This window comes from Streptomyces sp. NBC_01498 (assembly GCF_036327775.1).
GTDB lineage: Bacteria > Actinomycetota > Actinomycetes > Streptomycetales > Streptomycetaceae > Streptomyces.
Window position 1 is genome coordinate 1,551,629 of record NZ_CP109598.1, and the last position, 17,777, is coordinate 1,569,405.

Below are 17,777 nucleotides of genomic sequence, written 5' to 3' on the forward strand. Positions count from 1 at the left end.
GGGTGTGCGCGGCAGGAAACGGCCCGGGGCGGGAGTCGACACGAGGCAGGAGCAGGAGTCGGTACGGGCCGAGTGGCCGTGCGCGTCACCGGGCCGTGCGCGGCGCGGCGTTCGCCCTAACCGGTGATGCCGTACGGTTCCGGCGTCCGCCAGCGTTTGAACGGGCGGTCCAGCGTGTACCGCCCGTCCTCGCCGAGCAGCAGCGTCCGGGACTCCCCGTTGCCGGGGTTGGACAGCGACTCGAACTCGGCGACGGTCCAGTGGAACCAGCGCATGCAGAAGAGCCGCATGGTGAGCCCGTGGGTGACCAGCAGCACGTTCTCGGGGTGGTCGGGCGCCTCGAAGCTGCGGTGCAGACTCTCCAGGAAGGCGCCGACCCGGTCGTACACGTCGGCGCCGGACTCCCCCTGGGCGAAGCGGTAGAAGAAGTGCCCGTAGGCGTCGCGGTACTCCTTCTGGAGGCGTACGTCGTCGTGGTCCTGCCAGTTGCCCCAGTCCTGTTCCCGCAGCCGGGGCTCCTCGCGCACCCGCACCAGTTCCGGGTCGAGGGCGAACGCGTGGAACGTCTCGTGGGTGCGGCGGTAGGGCGACACGTACACGCTCACCGACTCCCGGCCGAACGTCTCGCGCAGCCACACGCCCGTCTCCTCGGCCTGGCGCAGGCCGGCCTCGGTGAGCCCGAGGGCGTGGTCGGGCGCGCGTTCGTACACCGTGTCGTCGGCGTTGCCCTCCGACTCGCCGTGCCGGACAAGGACGATACGTCGCGGTCTCACCATGGTCCGACCCTAGATCGCGCCGCTCCGGGCCCGTGGGCGGGTCCCCGGCGTCGCGCGAAGCCTTCACACGGCCGCCTCACCCGGACCACCGTGCGCGGGGTCGGCACGGCACACACCGTGGGCCCGGCGCTGGCGCCGAGGTCCGCTCCGTCCGGCCGGTCAGACCGTCCAGCCCGGTTCGAGCTGGACGACGTCGCCCGCCAGCGCCGCGACATCGGCGGCGGTCTGGGCGCGCAGGGTCAGGCGTTCCACCCGTTCGATCCGGTACTTGCCGTGCTCGGCGGCCGACTGCCACATGGAGAGCACCAGGAACTCGTTGCCGGGCGCGGCGCCGAACACCCCGCGCACCATCCCCGGCGACCCGGCCATCGCCGGGTTCCACACCTTCTCCTGCATCAGCGCGAAGTGTTCGACCCGGTCCTCGTGCACCTTGCAGTGCGCGACCCGTACCACGTCCGCGTCCGTGAACCTCGGCTCGAAACCGGTCTTCACGTCGAAGCGGTAGTCGAAAAGCTTCGCCCGCGCGTCCCGGAAGGTGCCCGACTGCGCCGCCGCCAGCCGGTCGTGGGAGCGAGCCATGAAGGAGTCGTAGAAGGCCCGGCTCTCCCAGAACGCGAAGACGTGCGCGACCCCCGGCCGCCCCCGGCTCCACCCCCCGCCCTGTCCCCGGAATCCCGGCTCACCGAGCAGCCCCGCCCATTTCCGCTGCCCCCGTTCGAAACCACGTCGGTCCGTCACCGTGCAGCGAATCCACTTGACCAGCACCGCGCCATCGTACGGCGCGGGGCGTGGCCCAGGTCACTGTCCGGCGAAGCCCGGACGAGCGGACGCAGCCGGTCCGTTCGTGGCGAATCGTGGCCACGTGTCGGTCAACCGGCTCGTACGGGGCGCGTGTTGTCGGCGTCGCGCACTAGCCTTGTACACAGAGGTATTGGCCGTATACGGAGGGATCGCCGGTGAGCAGCAGTCTCAACAGAGGTGTCGAAAAGGTCGAGGTCACCCTGAAATGGGATCCGAGTCCCCTGGGCCGCCCGGCGCACGACCTGGACCTGGTCGCCGCGACGTACACCTCGGGCGCGCCGGCGAACCGCCCCGCGTATCTGGTGCACTTCGACAGCCGGTCGCCCGACGGAACGATCATCCTGGAGCGGGAGAGCCGTACGGGGCAGGGCTTCGGCTCCGACGAGGTGATGCGGCTGGAGCTCGATCGGCTGGCCCCGGACTACGCGCGCGTGGTCGTCGGGGTGGTCATCCAGCAGCGTGAGGGGCGTCGTACGTTCGGCGACATATCGGGTCCGACCATCCGGCTCATGGAGGGCCTCACCGAGCTGACGTCGAACGATTTCGCGGAGGTCCCGTCCGCGTTGTCGGCGACGATCGCCGAGTTCTCCAGGAACGGGTCGGGGACCTGGGACTTCCGCCCGGCGCTGCGCGGATTCGACGCCGATCCGCAGGAGTTCACCGAGCGCATGGGCGAGGTCTGACCACAGGACACGAGCGACGGGGTGCGGCGGCGGGACCGACCCGCGAGGACCCACCCGGCGGCCCGGTCGTACGGAGCGCCCCTCCGTGACAGTGCACGAAGGGGCGCCGGCCAGGATGCCGACGCCCCTTCGCTCAGGGCCCGTGTCCCCGACCCCACGTCATCCGCGGGTCAACCGGGCGCCCCTGGCTGTCGCCCCGTGTCAGCTGCAACCGCTGGTCGACCCGCAGCCCTCGCAGATGTAGCAGGAACCGGCCCGCTGCATCTTCGTCCCGCAGGAGAAGCAGAGCGGCGCGTCGGCGCTGATGCCGAGCTGCATCTCCACCAGTTCGGCCGAGGTGTGGACCTGCTTGGGGGCCGGGGCCTCCGCGACGGCCGGCGTCGCGGGCGGGCTCACCGACTTCAGCGGCTCCACGTGGCGCGGCGCGGACTGCGCCAGACCCTCGACGTCCATCACCTGCTCGTCCTCGATGGACGGCTCGTACGAGCCGGTCTCCAGGTGTCGCTGACGCTCGTCGGCCGAGTGGATGCCGAGGGCCGACCGGGTCTCGAACGGGAGGAAGTCCAGCGCCAGCCGGCGGAAGATGTAGTCCACGATCGACTGGGCGAGCCGCACGTCCGGGTCGTCCGTCATACCGGCGGGCTCGAAGCGCATGTTGGTGAACTTCGAGACGTACGTCTCCAGCGGGACGCCGTACTGAAGTCCCACGGACACCGCGATCGAGAAGGCGTCCATCATGCCCGCGAGGGTCGACCCCTGCTTGGACATCTTCAGGAAGACCTCGCCGAGGCCGTCGTCCGGGTAGGAGTTCGCCGTCATGTAGCCCTCGGCGCCGCCCACCGTGAAGGAGGTGGTGATGCCGGGGCGGCCCTTGGGCAGCCGCATCCGGACGGGGCGGTACTCGATGACCTTCTCGACCGCCTGGCGGATGGTCGCCTCGGTCTTCTCCGCGACCTGTTCCTTCTTCTTCGCGGAGAGGGGCTGGCCGACCTTGCAGTTGTCGCGGTAGATCGCCAGCGCCTTGACGCCGAGCTTCCACGCCTGGAAGTAGACCTCCTCGACGTCCTCGACGGTGGCGGTCTCCGGCAGGTTGACCGTCTTGGAGAGCGCGCCGGAGATCCACGGCTGGATCGCCGCCATCATCCGCACATGGCCCATCGCGGAGATGGACCGCTCGCCCATGGCGCAGTCGAAGACCGAGTAGTGCTCGGGCTTCAGGCCGGGCGCGTCGATCACGTTGCCGTTCTCGGCGATGTGGGCGACGATCGCCTCGATCTGCTCCTCCTGGTAGCCCAGGCGGCGCAGGGCCTGCGGCACCGTGCCGTTGACGATCTGCATCGAGCCGCCGCCGACCAGCTTCTTGAACTTGACCAGCGCGAGGTCGGGTTCGAGTCCGGTGGTGTCGCAGGACATCGCGAGACCGATGGTGCCGGTGGGCGCGATGACCGATGCCTGCGCGTTGCGGAAACCGTTCTTGGCGCCCAGACGCACGACGTCCTGCCACGCTTCGGTGGCCGCCGCCCAGATCGGGCTGTCCAGGTCGTCCACGCTCACGGCCGTGCCGTTGGCGTCCGCGTGCTGCTTCATGACGCGCTGGTGCGGCACGGAGTTACGGGCGTAGCCGTCGTACGGGCCGACGACGGCGGCCAGTTCGGCGGAGCGCCGGTAGGACGTGCTCGTCATCAGCGAGGTGATGGCTCCGGCGAGCGCGCGCCCGCCGTCGCTGTCGTACGCGTGTCCCGTCGCCATCAGCAGGGCGCCGAGGTTGGCGTAGCCGATGCCCAGCTGGCGGAAGGCGCGGGTGTTCTCGCCGATCTTCCGCGTCGGGAAGTCGGCGAAGCAGATGGAGATGTCCATCGCCGTGATGACCAGCTCGACGACCCTGGAGAAACGCTCGATGTCGAACGACTGGTTTCCCTTGTCGTCGTCGTTGAGGAACTTCATCAGGTTCAGGGAGGCGAGATTGCACGACGTGTTGTCGAGGTGCATGTACTCGCTGCACGGGTTCGAGCCGTTGATCCGGCCGGATTCCGGGCACGTGTGCCACTGGTTGATCGTGTCGTCGTACTGAATACCGGGATCGGCGCAGGCCCAGGCGGCTTCGGCCATCTTGCGGAAGAGGGACTTCGCCTGGACCTCCTCGATGACGTCGCCGGTCATCCGGGCGCGCAGTCCGAACATGCCGCCCGCTTCGACGGCCTCCATGAACTCGTTGTTGACCCGGACGGAGTTGTTCGCGTTCTGGTACTGGACCGACGTGATGTCGTCGCCGCCCAGGTCCATGTCGAAGCCCGCGTCGCGCAGGGCGCGGATCTTCTCCTCCTCCTTCACCTTGGTCTCGATGAAGTTCTCGATGTCGGGGTGGTCGACGTCGAGGATGACCATCTTGGCCGCGCGGCGGGTGGCACCGCCGGACTTGATCGTGCCGGCGGAGGCGTCGGCGCCGCGCATGAAGGAGACGGGGCCCGAGGCGTTGCCGCCCGAGGAGAGGAGCTCCTTGGAGGAACGGATCCGGGAGAGGTTGAGGCCGGCGCCGGAGCCGCCCTTGAAGATCATGCCCTCTTCCTTGTACCAGTCGAGGATCGACTCCATGGAGTCGTCGACGGCCAGGATGAAGCAGGCGGAGACCTGCTGCGGCTGGGGCGTGCCGACGTTGAACCACACCGGCGAGTTGAAGCTGAAGACCTGGTGCATGAGGGCGTACGCCAGCTCGTGCTCGAAGACCTCCGCGTCGGCGGGCGAGGCGAAGTAGCCGTTCTCCTCGCCGGAGGCCCGGTAGGTCTTCACGATCCGGTCGATGAGCTGCTTGAGGCTCGTCTCGCGCTGGGGGGTGCCGACCGCACCGCGGAAGTACTTGCTGGTGACGATGTTGACCGCGTTCACCGACCAGGTGCCGGGGAACTCGACGCCACGCTGCTCGAAATTGACCGAGCCGTCGCGCCAGTTGGTCATGACGACGTCCCGGCGCTCCCAGACCACCTCGTCGTACGGATGCACGCCGGGGGTGGTGTGGATTCGCTCGATACGCAGGCCCTTGGCGGCCTTGGCTCCCTTGTTGCGGGACCCTCGTGCCGTCGGACCGCTCGCCGTCTCTGTCATGCCGCCTCCCATGTACAGGCGAAAACGCCCTGAAGTGCCACGTTCTTCCCATGGCACAGTGATGTGTCCAGTGCCAGGGGCGCCGTGTGGGCGCCCGTGGCTGGTCTCGTCGCTGGTCTCGTCGCCGCTGGGGCGCCCGATCCGCATCGATCGGTCACGAGCTGTCGCGATAGGTCGGTAACCGATCGATGACCGATCGGCCGTCACCGCACCGACATGTCGGTGACGGTCACCCGGCGCCGCTGCCGGTTCTCCGGTCAGTCGGCGCTGGTGACGGGCTCGGGAACGCCGGGGCCCGCACCGGGCCCGGCCTCCCCGGTGGGAGGCCGCGTGCGCAGCTCCGCCACGGCGGCCTCGAAGTCCTCGGGCGAGTCGAACGCCCGGTATACGGATGCGAAACGCAGGTACGCGACGAGGTCGAGCTCCTGCAAGGGGCCGAGTATGGCCAGCCCGACGTCATGGGTGGTCAGTTCGGCGCTGCCGGTGGCGCGCAGCGCTTCCTCGACCCGCTGGCCGAGTTGGGCGAGAGCGTCCTCGGTGACCGGTCGTCCCTGACATGCCTTCCGCACACCGGAGATGACCTTGGTGCGGCTGAAGGGTTCCGTGACTCCGCTGCGCTTGATCACCATCAGCGAGGCGGTCTCCACCGTCGTGAAGCGGCGGGAGCAGTCGGGGCACTGACGGCGGCGTCGGATGGACGTCCCGTCGTCGGTGGTGCGACTGTCGACGACACGGCTGTCGGGGTGCCTGCAGAAGGGACAGTGCACGGCTTCCGACCCTCCTTCACAGCACGACTGAGATGCCCCGGCAGGCCCTGGACGGACCCTCCGGAACGGTGCCCAGCATAGGCGATGGCCTCCGTAAGGAAAGACCCGGGACCACTACTTCTGGGCGACTGCGCCAATCCAACCACTACATGTGGGGTCGGCGCACGTTTCGGACCGGACGCGCGTGTCGCGGCGGGCGACGGGTCGACGGCGGTACGGCGCCGGACGGGAACCCGCCCGGCGGGCGGGCTCGGCGCGGTCCGGCACGAGAGTACGGGAGCCCCGGACGTACCGCGATCCGGGGCCGCCCGATGAGACACTGGGCGCCGCCGGACCCCTCCCGGGACGGCTCCCGGGGAATGCCGCAAAGGGCCGCGGCGGGCCTCCGGACGAGGCTCCGGACAGCCGCGCGGGACGACGCCGAATACGCGCCGCATACACACCTGATATTGCCGCGTCAGCACTTCCTGGGTTTTTCACTCGAACGTGTGTTTGGCGCAACCTTTCGAAAGCAACTACCGTTGTCCAGCCAGGGAGAACATTTCGAGAGGGGCCGACGTGACCACCACCGCAGACAGCGCCACCATTACCACCCAGGACCGCTCCCAGAGCCGACTCGAGCCGGTGCATGCCATGAATGACGCAGCCACAAATCCGGAGGGCGCGAAGCCCTCGCGCTCGCTTCCCGGCCGACCTCCGGGAATCCGGGCGGACAGCTCCGGTCTCACGGACCGGCAGCGGCGGGTCATCGAAGTCATCCGCGACTCGGTGCAGCGGCGGGGATATCCTCCGTCGATGCGCGAGATCGGCCAGGCCGTCGGCCTGTCCAGCACGTCCTCCGTGGCCCACCAGCTGATGGCTCTGGAGCGCAAGGGATTCCTGCGCAGGGACCCGCACCGCCCGAGGGCGTACGAGGTCCGGGGGTCCGACCAGCCGAGCACCCAGCAGACGGACACCACCGGCAAACCCGCCGCGTCCTACGTGCCGTTGGTGGGCCGGATCGCGGCCGGCGGACCGATCCTCGCCGAGGAGTCCGTCGAGGACGTCTTCCCGCTCCCCCGCCAACTGGTGGGCGACGGTGAGCTGTTCGTTCTCAAGGTCGTCGGTGACTCGATGATCGAGGCGGCCATCTGTGACGGCGACTGGGTGACGGTGCGCCGTCAGCCGGTGGCCGAGAACGGGGACATCGTCGCGGCGATGCTCGACGGTGAGGCCACCGTCAAGCGCTTCCGGCGCGAGGACGGCCATGTCTGGCTGCTCCCGCACAACGCGGCGTACCAGCCGATCCCCGGCGACGACGCCACCATCCTCGGCAAGGTCGTGGCGGTCCTGCGGCGGGTGTGAGGGCTCCGCCGGCTCCCAGGCCGGCCCCGGGACTCCTGCGCCGGTCCCGGGGCCTCACCGTGTCCGCTGTGGGCCCACACCCTGGGTGGGCCCACCTGCCGGATGCTGCCGAATCCTTGGCGGCTACCGTCCCTCGGACGTGGCCAGCGCGTCGATCGCGGCCAGTGAACGCCGGGCCTGCTCACGGTCCGTCGTGTACCAGAAGTCGGGCATCGAGGCCCGGAGGAAACTCCCGTACCGGGCGTTCGCCAGCCGTGGGTCCAGTACGGCCACCACGCCCCGGTCCCCCGTGGCCCGCACCAGCCGGCCCGCGCCCTGAGCCATCAACAGGGCGGCATGGGTGGCGGCCACGGCCATGAAGCCGTTGCCCCCGGCCTGTTCCACCGCTTTCTGACGGGCGCTCATCAGCGGATCGTCGGGGCGGGGGAACGGAATACGGTCCATCACCACCAGCTGTGAACTCGATCCGGGGACATCCACGCCCTGCCAGAGCGACAGGGTGCCGAACAGACAGGTCGCGGGGTCGGCCGCGAACGCTTTGATCAACTCGCCCAGGGTTTCCTCCCCTTGGAGGAGGATCGGCGTGTCCAGCCTGCCGCGCAGTTCCTCGGCCGCCGCCTGGGCGGCCCGCATGGAGGAGAACAGCCCGAGCGTCCGCCCACCGGCCGCCTCGACCAACTCGGCGAGCTCGTCCATCATGTCGCCGCGCGAACCCTCCCGGCCGGGCGGCGAGAGATGCCGCGCGACATAGAGAATGCCCTGCTTGGGATAGTCGAAGGGCGATCCGACGTCGAGGCCCTTCCACTGAGGGACGTCCTCCCCCTCCGTCCCTTCCGGGGCCAGCCCCAGGGACGCGCCGACTCCGTTGAAGTCGCCGCCGAGCTTGAGCGTCGCCGAGGTCAGCACCACGGAGCGCTCGCTGAACAGCTTCTCGCGCAGCAGGCCGGACACCGACAGCGGAGCGACCCGCAGCGAGGCGCCGAAGCGGTCGTGTCGTTCGAACCAGACCACGTCCCACTCGCTGCCGTTGGCGATCCGCTCGGCGACGGTGTGAACGGACTCGACGGCCGCGAGAGCCTGCTTGCGTACGGCGTCCTCGTCCTGCACGGACTTGTCACGGGTGGCGCCGATGGCCGAGATGACCGTGCGCGCGGCGTCACGCAACGCCATCAGCGCGTAGCCGAGGTCCTCGGGGATCTCCTCGACACGGCCCGGGGCGGCCAGCTCCATCAGCCGCTCGAACGTCTCGGCGGCGGTCTGGAGCGCGTCCGCCGCCTTCTCGTTGACCAGCTTGGCGGCACGCCGCACCGCGCGGTTGACCTGGCCGGCGGTCAGCTCGCCGGTGGCGACCCCGGTCACCCTCGACACCAGTTCGTGCGCCTCGTCGACGATCAGCACCTCGTGCTGCGGGACGACGGGCGCGCCCTCGATGGCGTCGATGGCCAGCAGCGCGTGGTTGGTGATCACGACATCGGCGAGCTTGGCCCGCTCCCGTGCCATCTCGGCGAAGCAGTCGGCGCCGTACGCGCACTTCGTCGCGCCCAGGCACTCGCGGGACGACACGGAGACCTGCGCCCAGGCCCGGTCGGAGACGCCGGGCGTGAGATTGTCCCGGTCGCCCGTCTCCGTCTCGTCCGCCCAGTCCCGCATGCGCAGCAGGTCCTTGCCGAGCTTGCTCGTGGGCGCCGCCGCCTCGAACGGGTCGAAGAGTCCGTCCTCGTCGTCCTGCGGCACACCCTCGTTGAGTCGGTGCAGACAGAGGTAGTTGGAACGGCCCTTGAGCATGGCGTACTCGGGCCGCCGCCGCAGCAGCGGACTGAGCGCGTCGACCGTGCGCGGCAGGTCACGCTCCACGAGTTGCCGCTGGAGGGCCAGGGTCGCGGTGGCCACCACGACACGCTCGCCGTGCGCCAGCGCGGGCACCAGATAGCCGAGGGACTTTCCGGTGCCGGTGCCGGCCTGCACGAGCAGATGCGAGTTGTCGTCGATGACCTCCGCGACGGCCTCGGCCATGGTGACCTGGCCGGGGCGTTCCACACCGCCGACAGCGGTGACGGCGGCATGGAGGAGCTCGGAGAGAGATGGCTTCGTCATAGCGCGACCACCCTACGGCTCACCACTGACAACGGCGATCACGTGTCGAACGGAGCATCCGCACGGGGCACACCGGGCCGATTCCGGACGGGCGGGCGTGGTCGTTCGCGGCAGGTTCCGTAGTGGTCGTTCACAGCAGGTCCCCAGTGGTTGTTCACAGCGGGTTCCGCAGCGGTCGGTGAGGCCGGTGCGGTGGCTGCGGCCGGTCGCGGATCATCAGGGCGGCTCGTTTGCCGGGCAGGTCGAGTTCGGCCGAGAAACGGAAGCCGGCGCCGAGGAAGGCGGAGACGGACGGGGTGTTGCGCAGATCCGGTTCGGCCACGACCCGGCCGCAGCGTGGGCGGTGGTCGAGCACGAGGTCGGACACGGCTCCGAGGAGGGTGGTGCCGATGCCCCGGCCACGGTCGGTGACGCCGCCGATGAGGAGGTGGAGCCCGGTGTCGTGGGGGCGGGCGGGGAAATGACGGGCGAGCGGGTCGAGATCGGCGCGGTACAGCTCCCAGTAGCTCATGGGGACCCCGTCGAGCACCCCCAGACAGGGGACGGCGCGGCCGTCGCCGCCGAGCTGGGCGCGGAGATGACCGGCGGTGACCGCGTCGGGGCCCGCCAGTTCCCAGAAGGCCGCGACGGCGGGGTCGTTCATCCAGCGGCTGATAAGGGACAGGTCGCGTTCCAGCCGTACGGGGACGAGCCGGAACAGTCCGGACGGGGTGTCGACGGCGCCCCAACGGGCGGGAAGATCCAGCAGGACGGACTCTCCGGCGCCGCCCGGCGGAGGTGAACCGGTCAGGGCCGGCTCACCCTCTTCGAACAGGGCGACGATGTCCTCGGTCAGCCGCAGTTCGAGGGTGTCCCCCGTGCTCCCGGACCCGAGGGGTCCGGGAGCGGAGCCACCGGGCGCGCCGGGGCTCGCGCCGAGGGCGGCGGTTCTCGTGTCGGTGGGAGGCACGGGGGCGGTCTCCTGTCGGCGGCACGGCGGCGCGTACGGGACGCGTGGGACGCACTGGACGCACCGGGTGTACGGGACGTACGGGGGCCGCGGAACGTACGGGGCTCACGGCTGGAGGGGGTTGGCGAGGGTGACGTAGACGGACTGGGTGTCGACCGGGCCGACGAGTTCGTCCAGGCCGTGCAGCCGGGTGAGCAGATTCGCCTTGCAGCGCAGGGTGGCCGCCTCCAGGAGAAGGCCGGGCAGGGGTGAACCGAGGCTCGTGGCACGGGTGAGGAACCGGCGGAACGCGGCGAGGAGTACGCGTTCGTCGGCGAGCCGCTGGGAGCCGAACGCCCCGATGAGACCGAGGACGTTGTTGATGCCGAGGTAGTAGGCGAAGCGTTCGTCCGCGACGTCGTCGGGGACAAAGGTGTCGCTCGCCCTGCCGATGCCGGGCAGCCGGCGTTCGAGCGCGGCACGGTGGGACTCGCGGAAGTAGTAGCCCTGGTTGTCCCGGTAGCGTCCGCCGACGGGCCAGCCGTCGGCGTCGAGGACCACCAGGGTGTTCTGCTGGTGCGCTTCGAGGACGACGCCCGCGGTCGCGTCGAGGAGGAGCACCGGGCGTACGACGTGGTCGAGGTAGCGCAGGAACCACTCGGCCGCGACGGCCCCGGCGGGGCGGCCCGTACGGGCGACGAGCCGGGTCACGGTGTCGGCGAGACGGGAGTGGGCGCCGGGGCGGCCGGGCCAGGGGCACGGGGTGACGAGCCCGGCGACGCAGACGGCGTCCGTCTCGGGGCGGAACGGGTTGTGACGCAGCATCACGTCGAGCCCGGCGACGGGTTCGCCGTCGAGGGTGTCGACGGCGAGCCAGGCGGGGTCGCGCACGATGTCGAAGCCGGGGTTCGCGGCGCGCCACTGCTGGGCGAGCCCGCCGCGCAGCAGCCGGTGGACCTCGACGCCCCGGTGGAGCTCCTTACGGAGGTTCTCGCGGCGGGAGTTGGTGATCCGTACGCCGAGGGACAGCTTGAGCATCGCGGGCGCGCCCGTGCGGTACAGCGTCCGTACGGAGGAGGTCGGGTACCAGGGGTCGCCGTACGGCCCGAGGTCGTGGAGCAGTCCGGCGTCGAGGAGTGCCCGTACGGCGGGACGGTGCGTCAACTCCCCTGCCTGCCAGGGGTGGACGGGCAGCGGAACCGTGTGGTCGGGGAGGGCCAGGTCTCCGGCGAGACGGGTCGTGAGCTGTTCCGCGTGGACGGCCCGGCCCTGCTCGGTCCAGGCCGAGTCGGTGGCGAGCACGGACCGGTCGACGGCCATCCAGTGGAGGGGGAAGGAACCGCGCAGCTCGGGCGAGAAGCGGCGGTGGTCGGTGTCGGAGAGCCCTTCACGGCTCTTGGGGGTGGGGTGCAGGGGGTGGCCGAGGAGGAGGGACTGTTCGGCGGTGAGGAAGAGATCGGTGCCGACGGGCCCGGGGGCGGCGCGCCGGTCGGCGAGGAAGTCGGTCGTACGGCGGGCGGAGTCGGCGACCCTGGCGACGAGTTCGGTGTCCTGGTCGCGGCCCGTCTCACGGGCGAGGAGCGCGGCGACGGTGACGGCGTCGGCGGGCGTGGAACGCGGTCCGGCGGTCTCCAGGAGGGGCGGGCCGAAGCGGTGCCAGCCGGTGGCCGACCAGTACCGGACAGGGACGAGGAGGCCGGTGCCGCTCGCGTCGAGCGGGATACGCAGGGTGTCCCCGGCGGGCCGGGGGAGGCCGTTCTCCCTGACCCAGCAGCGCAGCAGGTTCTCCACGGTCGCGGCGTCGGCGGCCCGGCGCGGCTCGGCGTCGTCCAAGGGGTCCGGGGCGGCCGAGGGGGCCGGGACCGGCGGGTCAAGGGGGGCGAGGTGGTCCGGGCCGACCGACGGTGGCGGGACCGGGGCCGGGGCCTCCAGGGGGTCCCGGGCGTCCACGTGGTCCGGTCGGTCGACGGGGTCCGGGTGCTCGGCCGGTTCCGTACCGGCGGCGGGCGACGCACCGCCCGTGGGGAGTTGGCGGGGCACGGTGACCGCGCCGGTCGTCGCGGCCGGGGCCGTGACGGGGTCGGGGGTGTCGCCCGCTCCGGGATCCGGGGCGGCGCCGGGGCGCCCGGTGGTCTCGGGCGCGTCGGACAGGGGGGAGGGGTTCACGGAAGGGTTCTCCTGTGTGGGGGCCGGTCGGCGGTCCGGCGGTCCGCCGACCGACGGGTCTGTCCGGAGGTCGTCACGGCGGCGGTGTCCGGGCCGGGAGGACGTACCACCGACGGGGGCGGTGACCGGCCCCGGGGCATGGCGTGGACGCGGGCGTCGGGTCCCCCGTGGATACCAACGACGGGACCGGCCCGGGATCACGGCCGGTCGGAACATCTCTCGGGCGGCGGCGGAACCACGGCGCTCGCCGCCGCCGTCCCCTCGGTGACGAGGCCAGGGCGATCCAACGGGACGGTCAGCGAGAAGTAGGCCGGACAGAAGGGCCCGGCGGTGGTCCGCCGTGCCCCGGGGTGCGTCGGACCGTACGCCGGTACGCCCCTGCCCGGCCCGTCGGGCGACAGGCCGCATAGGGTGAGGACAACCGCGAGGTGGTCCGCCTGAGGACCACCTTTTTGCGTGACACGCTCATGGCAAAGTGATCAAGTACGTTCAGGGGGAACGGTTTTCATGCGATCCATACGACCACTGCTGGCTGCCACCAGCCTCGCCGCGGTGCTCGCGCTGACGGCGACCGGGTGCGGCGGTGACAGTGGGAACACGGCCGCCGGCACACCGTCCGACTCGGCTGCCGCCGACGACAGGCCGGGCCTGGAAATCCCCGCGGATCTGGCCGACAAGCTCAAGGAGCACGGCGTCGACCCGGAGAAGTGGCGGGACGGCGAGTGGAAGAACTGGGACAAGGACACGTGGCTGAGCAGCGCGAAGGACTTCGTCAACCCGGTCATCGAGGACCTGTGGAAGCCCGAGCGGATGAAGGAGGCGAAGTCGCCGGCGAAGACCTTGTCGGCGGGTGACATCTCCGGCGACCAGGACGTCACCGACCCCGAGCCCCGGCCGGTCCGGGCGGAGCCGGAGAAGACGCCCTACCACCAGAACGCGGCGCCCGTCGGCAAGGTCTTCTTCGACTCGCCCGAGGGCGCGATGGTCTGCTCGGCGACCGTGGTCAAGGACCCGAAGAACCCCGGCAGGTCGAACATGGTCTGGACGGCGGGCCATTGCGTGCACGCGGGTTCGGGCGGCGGCTGGTACCGGAACATCATGTTCGTCCCCGCCTACAACGACCAGGGCAAGTCCGCCGAGGCGCTCCAGAACGCCCGGCCGCAGGAGATCGCCCCGTACGGGCAGTACTGGGCCGACTGGGTCGCGACCTCCAACGAGTGGATCAGCGCCGGGGGCCCGACCGGCGGCGACGGCGCGGCGTTCGACTACGCGGTCATGCACGTCACCCCGGAGAACGGCGGCAAGTCGCTGGAGGAGACCGTCGGCGCGGCCCTGGACGTCGACTTCGACGCCCCGGAGGCGAACGCCATCGGCACTCTGGGCGCGTGGGGCTACCCCGCGGCCCCGCCGTACGACGGGCTGATCATGCACAAGTGCGCGGACAGCGCCGGCCGGCTCTCGATCGCCCCGGGCACGCCCACGATGTGGCGCATCGGCTGCACCATGACGGGCGGGTCCTCGGGCGGCGGCTGGTTCGCGGCCGGCGCGGACGGCGAGACGGTGCTGGTCTCCAACACCTCGATCGGCCCGGTGACGTCGGGCTGGCTGGCCGGTCCCCGGCTCGGCGAGGGCGCGGCGCAGCTCTACACGATGATGAGCGACAAGTTCGCGGGCCAGTAGTCGCCGCGTACCCCTGACACCCACACGATCAGGCCCGCCCCCTCGCACGGAGGGGGCGGGCCTGATCGGTTCCTGCGGACTGACCGGCTCCTGCGGGCCCGGTCGGTTCAGAACCGCTCGGGACGCGCCGTCGGCTGTCAGCCGGCGGCGGGAGCGGGCACGTACGCGGAGAGCGCCGCGGCCAGTTCCTGGTGGACCTGGGCCTTCAGGAGCGTGCCTTCCGGGGTGTGCTCCTCGGACAGCACCTCGCCCTCGGCGTGCACCCGTGAGACCAGACCACCGTCGGTGTACGGCACCAGGGCCTCGACCGTGATGTCCGGCCGGGGCAGCTCGGTGTCGATGAGCGCCAGCAGCTCGGTCATTCCGGCGCCGGTGCGCGCCGACACCGCGATCGCGTAGCGCTCCGCCGACAGCAGCCGCTGGAGGACCACCGGGTCCGCCGCGTCCGCCTTGTTGATCACCACGATCTCGCGGACGTCCACCGCGCCCACGTCACGGATGACCTCGCGCACGGCGGCCAGCTGCTCCTCCGGCGCGGGGTGCGAGCCGTCGACCACGTGCAGGATGAGATCGGAGTCCCCGACCTCCTCCATCGTCGAGCGGAACGCCTCCACGAGGTGGTGCGGCAGATGCCGGACGAACCCGACGGTGTCGGCCAGCGTGTAGATCCTGCCGCTCGGGGTCTCGGCCCGGCGCACGGTCGGGTCCAGGGTGGCGAACAGCGAGTTCTCCACCAGGACTCCGGCGCCGGTGAGGCGGTTGAGCAGCGAGGACTTGCCCGCGTTCGTGTATCCGGCGATGGCGACCGACGGCACCTTGTGGCGCCTGCGCTCCTGCCGCTTGATCTCGCGGCCGGTCTTCATCTCCGCGATCTCCCGGCGCATCTTCGCCATCTTCTCGCGGATCCGGCGCCGGTCCGTCTCGATCTTGGTCTCACCGGGGCCGCGGGTGGCCATGCCGCCACCGCCGCCGCCACCCATCTGCCGGGACAGCGACTGGCCCCAGCCGCGCAGCCTCGGCAGCATGTACTGCATCTGGGCCAGCGCGACCTGCGCCTTGCCCTCCCGGGACTTGGCGTGCTGGGCGAAGATGTCGAGGATCAGGGCCGTACGGTCCACGACCTTGACCTTGACGACGTCCTCGAGGTGGATGAGCTGGCCGGGGCTGAGCTCACCGTCGCAGACGACGGTGTCGGCACCGGTTTCCACGACCATGTCGTACAGCTCACGGGCCTTGCCCGAGCCGATGTACGTGGCCGGGTCAGGCTTGTCACGGCGCTGGATCACACCGTCGAGGACCACCGCGCCGGCGGTCTCGGCCAGCGCCGCGAGCTCGGCGAGCGAATTCTCGGCTTCCCGCACGGTCCCCGAGACCCAGACGCCGACGAGCACGACGCGCTCCAGGCGCAGCTGCCGGTACTCGACCTCGGTGACGTCTTCGAGCTCGGTGGAGAGGCCCACCACGCGCCGTAGCGCCGCGCGGTCGGAGCGGTCGAACTGGTCGCCGTCCCGCTCTCCGTCGATCTCGTGGCTCCAGGCGACGTCCTCTTCCATCAGGGCATCGGCCCGAAGGCTTTCCGTGCGGGTGTCCGCGAAGTTCTGCTGGTCCTGGGAAGAGGAAGAAGAGGAGGTCATTGGATCCTTACGTCGAAGAGACTGTTCGGGCGGTGAACAGAGTCTGCCCACCGTCAGCGGTTACAACGCGTGACGAACGGGATTGATTCCCGGGGTCGCGCACCCGGCTCTCCCGTCCCGGACCCCGTCCCGGAGTCACCTCCGGAGGCCGGTCCCGGCGGGCCGCCGACGCCTTGATGGTGGCACGTCACCGCCACGAGCGTCATACGGGTTTCCCGCCCTGCCCCGATTCTCCTGGTCAGCCGGGTCCGCCCGGCCCGGCACCGCCACCGCGGCCCCGCCACGTGTCCGCGCCACCCCACCACCGCCGCGGGGCCCCGTTACTTCGCGGCCCGGCTCGTCCAGTCCGGATGTCCGGGCATGGGCGGCGTCGTGCGCCCGTACAGCCACCCCTGGAAGAAGTCCGTGAGGTCACGCCCGGCGATCCGCGACGCCAGCCGTGTGAAATCCGCCGTGCTCGCCGTCCCGTCCCGGTGTGTCCGCACCCAGTCGCGCTCCAGGCGCCGGAACTCCCCCGCGCCGATCTCCTGCCGCAGCGCGTAGAGCACCAGCGCGCTGCCGTCGTACACCACCGGCCGGAAGAGGCTGATCTGCTCGCCGGGCGAGGGCGGCTCCGGTGCGGCCGGCGGGCCGCCCGCCGCGCGCCAGCCGTCGGAGAACCGGTACGCGTCGCGCATCCGCGTCTCCAGCGGCTTGTCGGCGTGCTCCTCGGCGTACAGGGCCTCGTACCAGGTGGCGTGCCCCTCGTTGAGCCACAGGTCCGACCACGCGCGCGGTGAGACGCTGTTCCCGAACCACTGGTGCGCCAGCTCGTGCACCATCACCGAGTCCACGTACCACTCGGGGTACTCGGAGCGGGTGAACAGCGAGCGCTCGAAGAGCGACAGGGTCTGCGTCTCCAGGGCGAAACCGGTCCGGGCGGCGGCGATCAGGACGCCGTACGTCTCCAGCGGATACGGCCCGACCTGCCGCTCCATCCACTCCAGCTGCCCCGGCGTCTTGGCCAGCCACGGCTCCAGCTTCGCGCGGTCGGCCGCCGGGACCACGTCGCGCAGCGGCAGTCCGCGCGGACCCTCCCGGCGCACCACGGCGGAGTCGCCGATGGACACCTGGGCCAGTTCGGTGGCCATGGGGTGACGGGTGCGGTACGTCCACGTGGTGGTCGCCCCGTGGCGGGTCTTCGCCACCGGCAGGCCGTTCGCCACGGCCGTCATATCTCCGGGGACGGTGACGCGGAAGGTGAAGGCAGCCTTGTCGGCGGGGTGGTCGTTGCCGGGGAAGACCCGGTGCGCGGCGTCGGCCTGGTTGGCCATCACGAGGCCGTCCCCGGTCGGGATCCAGCCTCCCTTGCCGCCCGTCGGGTCACTGGTGTGGATGACGGTGACCCGGACCGGCGCGCCCGCCTCGACGGCCTCGCGCGGGGTGACGACGAGGTCTTCCCCGGCGGTCGCGAAGTCGGCGCGCGCCCCGTCGACCTCCACGGAGCGGACCTCGCTGTGGGTGAAGTCGAGGTTGATCCGCTCCAGTCGCCGGGTCGTACGGGCGTCGATCCTGGTGACGGCGTCGAGGGGCTCGGTGTTGTCGCCCCGGTAGGTGAGGTCGATGTCGTAGGCGAGGACGTCGTACCCGGGGTTGCCCAGATACGGGAAGAGCGGGTCGCCGATGCCGAGTGGTCGGGGGGCGGAGGCGGGGAGGGTCGCGGCGACGAGGGTGGCCGAGGCGGTGGCCAGCAGGGCGGCGCGCAGCCGGCGGGAGGTGAGCAGCATGGACCACCGCTACCAGCGCGCGGCGGGGGGACGGGGGCG

General features: G+C 71.1%; 12 protein-coding genes. 3 read left to right on the forward strand and 9 right to left on the reverse strand.

Features of this window, described 5'->3' with window-relative positions; genetic code table 11:
* Positions 1-116: 116 nt before the first annotated feature.
* Positions 117-776 carry a histidine phosphatase family protein gene (locus tag OG875_RS06405; protein WP_330173263.1) on the reverse strand — a complete coding sequence of 220 codons (660 nt, stop codon included), beginning with the start codon at positions 774-776 and terminating at the stop codon, positions 117-119.
* 159 nt (positions 777-935) lie between these two features.
* A complete protein-coding gene (locus tag OG875_RS06410; protein ID WP_330173264.1) occupies positions 936-1,541 on the reverse strand; it encodes a YdbC family protein in 606 nt (201 codons plus the stop codon).
* Positions 1,542-1,732: 191 nt separating this feature from the next.
* On the opposite strand from OG875_RS06410, the gene OG875_RS06415 reads away from it, so the two are divergent.
* Entirely contained in the window at positions 1,733-2,260 is a 528-nt protein-coding gene (locus tag OG875_RS06415; protein WP_330173265.1) for a TerD family protein, read from the forward strand.
* 201 nt (positions 2,261-2,461) lie between these two features.
* Here OG875_RS06415 and OG875_RS06420 read toward each other — a convergent pair whose 3' ends face one another.
* Both OG875_RS06420 and nrdR read right to left on the reverse strand, forming a co-directional pair.
* Positions 2,462-5,359 carry a vitamin B12-dependent ribonucleotide reductase gene (locus OG875_RS06420; protein WP_330173266.1) on the reverse strand — a complete coding sequence of 966 codons (2,898 nt, stop codon included), beginning with the start codon at positions 5,357-5,359 and terminating at the stop codon, positions 2,462-2,464.
* A 257-nt stretch (positions 5,360-5,616) separates the two neighbouring features.
* A complete protein-coding gene (gene nrdR, locus OG875_RS06425) occupies positions 5,617-6,126 on the reverse strand; it encodes a transcriptional regulator NrdR (RefSeq protein WP_330173267.1) in 510 nt (169 codons plus the stop codon).
* 558 nt (positions 6,127-6,684) lie between these two features.
* On the opposite strand from nrdR, the gene lexA reads away from it, so the two are divergent.
* Positions 6,685-7,470, forward strand: a complete 786-nt coding sequence (lexA, locus tag OG875_RS06430; RefSeq protein ID WP_330173268.1) for a transcriptional repressor LexA — start codon at positions 6,685-6,687, stop codon at positions 7,468-7,470.
* 123 nt (positions 7,471-7,593) lie between these two features.
* On the opposite strand, the gene OG875_RS06435 is transcribed toward lexA, so the two are convergent.
* The 3 genes from OG875_RS06435 to OG875_RS06445 form a co-directional block, all read right to left on the reverse strand.
* Positions 7,594-9,564 (reverse strand): ATP-dependent DNA helicase, encoded by a 1,971-nt coding sequence (locus tag OG875_RS06435; RefSeq protein ID WP_330173269.1) that lies wholly within the window; start codon positions 9,562-9,564, stop codon positions 7,594-7,596.
* 154 nt (positions 9,565-9,718) lie between these two features.
* Complete coding sequence (locus OG875_RS06440; protein ID WP_443079072.1) at positions 9,719-10,513, reverse strand: GNAT family N-acetyltransferase; 795 nt, start codon at positions 10,511-10,513, stop codon at positions 9,719-9,721.
* Between the two features lie 105 nt (positions 10,514-10,618).
* Positions 10,619-12,658, reverse strand: a complete 2,040-nt coding sequence (locus tag OG875_RS06445) for an IucA/IucC family protein (RefSeq protein ID WP_330173270.1) — start codon at positions 12,656-12,658, stop codon at positions 10,619-10,621.
* A gap of 507 nt (positions 12,659-13,165) precedes the next feature.
* Between OG875_RS06445 and OG875_RS06450 the strand changes: the two genes are divergently transcribed.
* Complete coding sequence (locus OG875_RS06450) at positions 13,166-14,338, forward strand: trypsin-like serine peptidase (protein WP_330173271.1); 1,173 nt, start codon at positions 13,166-13,168, stop codon at positions 14,336-14,338.
* Between the two features lie 137 nt (positions 14,339-14,475).
* On the opposite strand, the gene hflX is transcribed toward OG875_RS06450, so the two are convergent.
* A complete protein-coding gene (gene hflX, locus OG875_RS06455; RefSeq protein ID WP_330173272.1) occupies positions 14,476-15,972 on the reverse strand; it encodes a GTPase HflX in 1,497 nt (498 codons plus the stop codon).
* 320 nt (positions 15,973-16,292) lie between these two features.
* Positions 16,293-17,738 (reverse strand): M1 family metallopeptidase, encoded by a 1,446-nt coding sequence (locus tag OG875_RS06460; protein WP_330173273.1) that lies wholly within the window; start codon positions 17,736-17,738, stop codon positions 16,293-16,295.
* Between the last annotated feature and the right edge of the window lie 39 nt (positions 17,739-17,777).

Coding starts and splice junctions, on each gene's coding strand:
- OG875_RS06460 (WP_330173273.1), bottom strand. CDS start 17,738: ATGCTGCTCACCTCCCGCCGGCTGCGCGCCGCCCTGCTGGCCACCGCC.
- hflX (WP_330173272.1), bottom strand. CDS start 15,972: ATGACCTCCTCTTCTTCCTCTTCCCAGGACCAGCAGAACTTCGCGGAC.
- OG875_RS06405 (WP_330173263.1), bottom strand. CDS start 776: ATGGTGAGACCGCGACGTATCGTCCTTGTCCGGCACGGCGAGTCGGAG.
- OG875_RS06450 (WP_330173271.1), top strand. CDS start 13,166: ATGCGATCCATACGACCACTGCTGGCTGCCACCAGCCTCGCCGCGGTG.
- OG875_RS06420 (WP_330173266.1), bottom strand. CDS start 5,359: ATGACAGAGACGGCGAGCGGTCCGACGGCACGAGGGTCCCGCAACAAG.
- OG875_RS06435 (WP_330173269.1), bottom strand. CDS start 9,564: ATGACGAAGCCATCTCTCTCCGAGCTCCTCCATGCCGCCGTCACCGCT.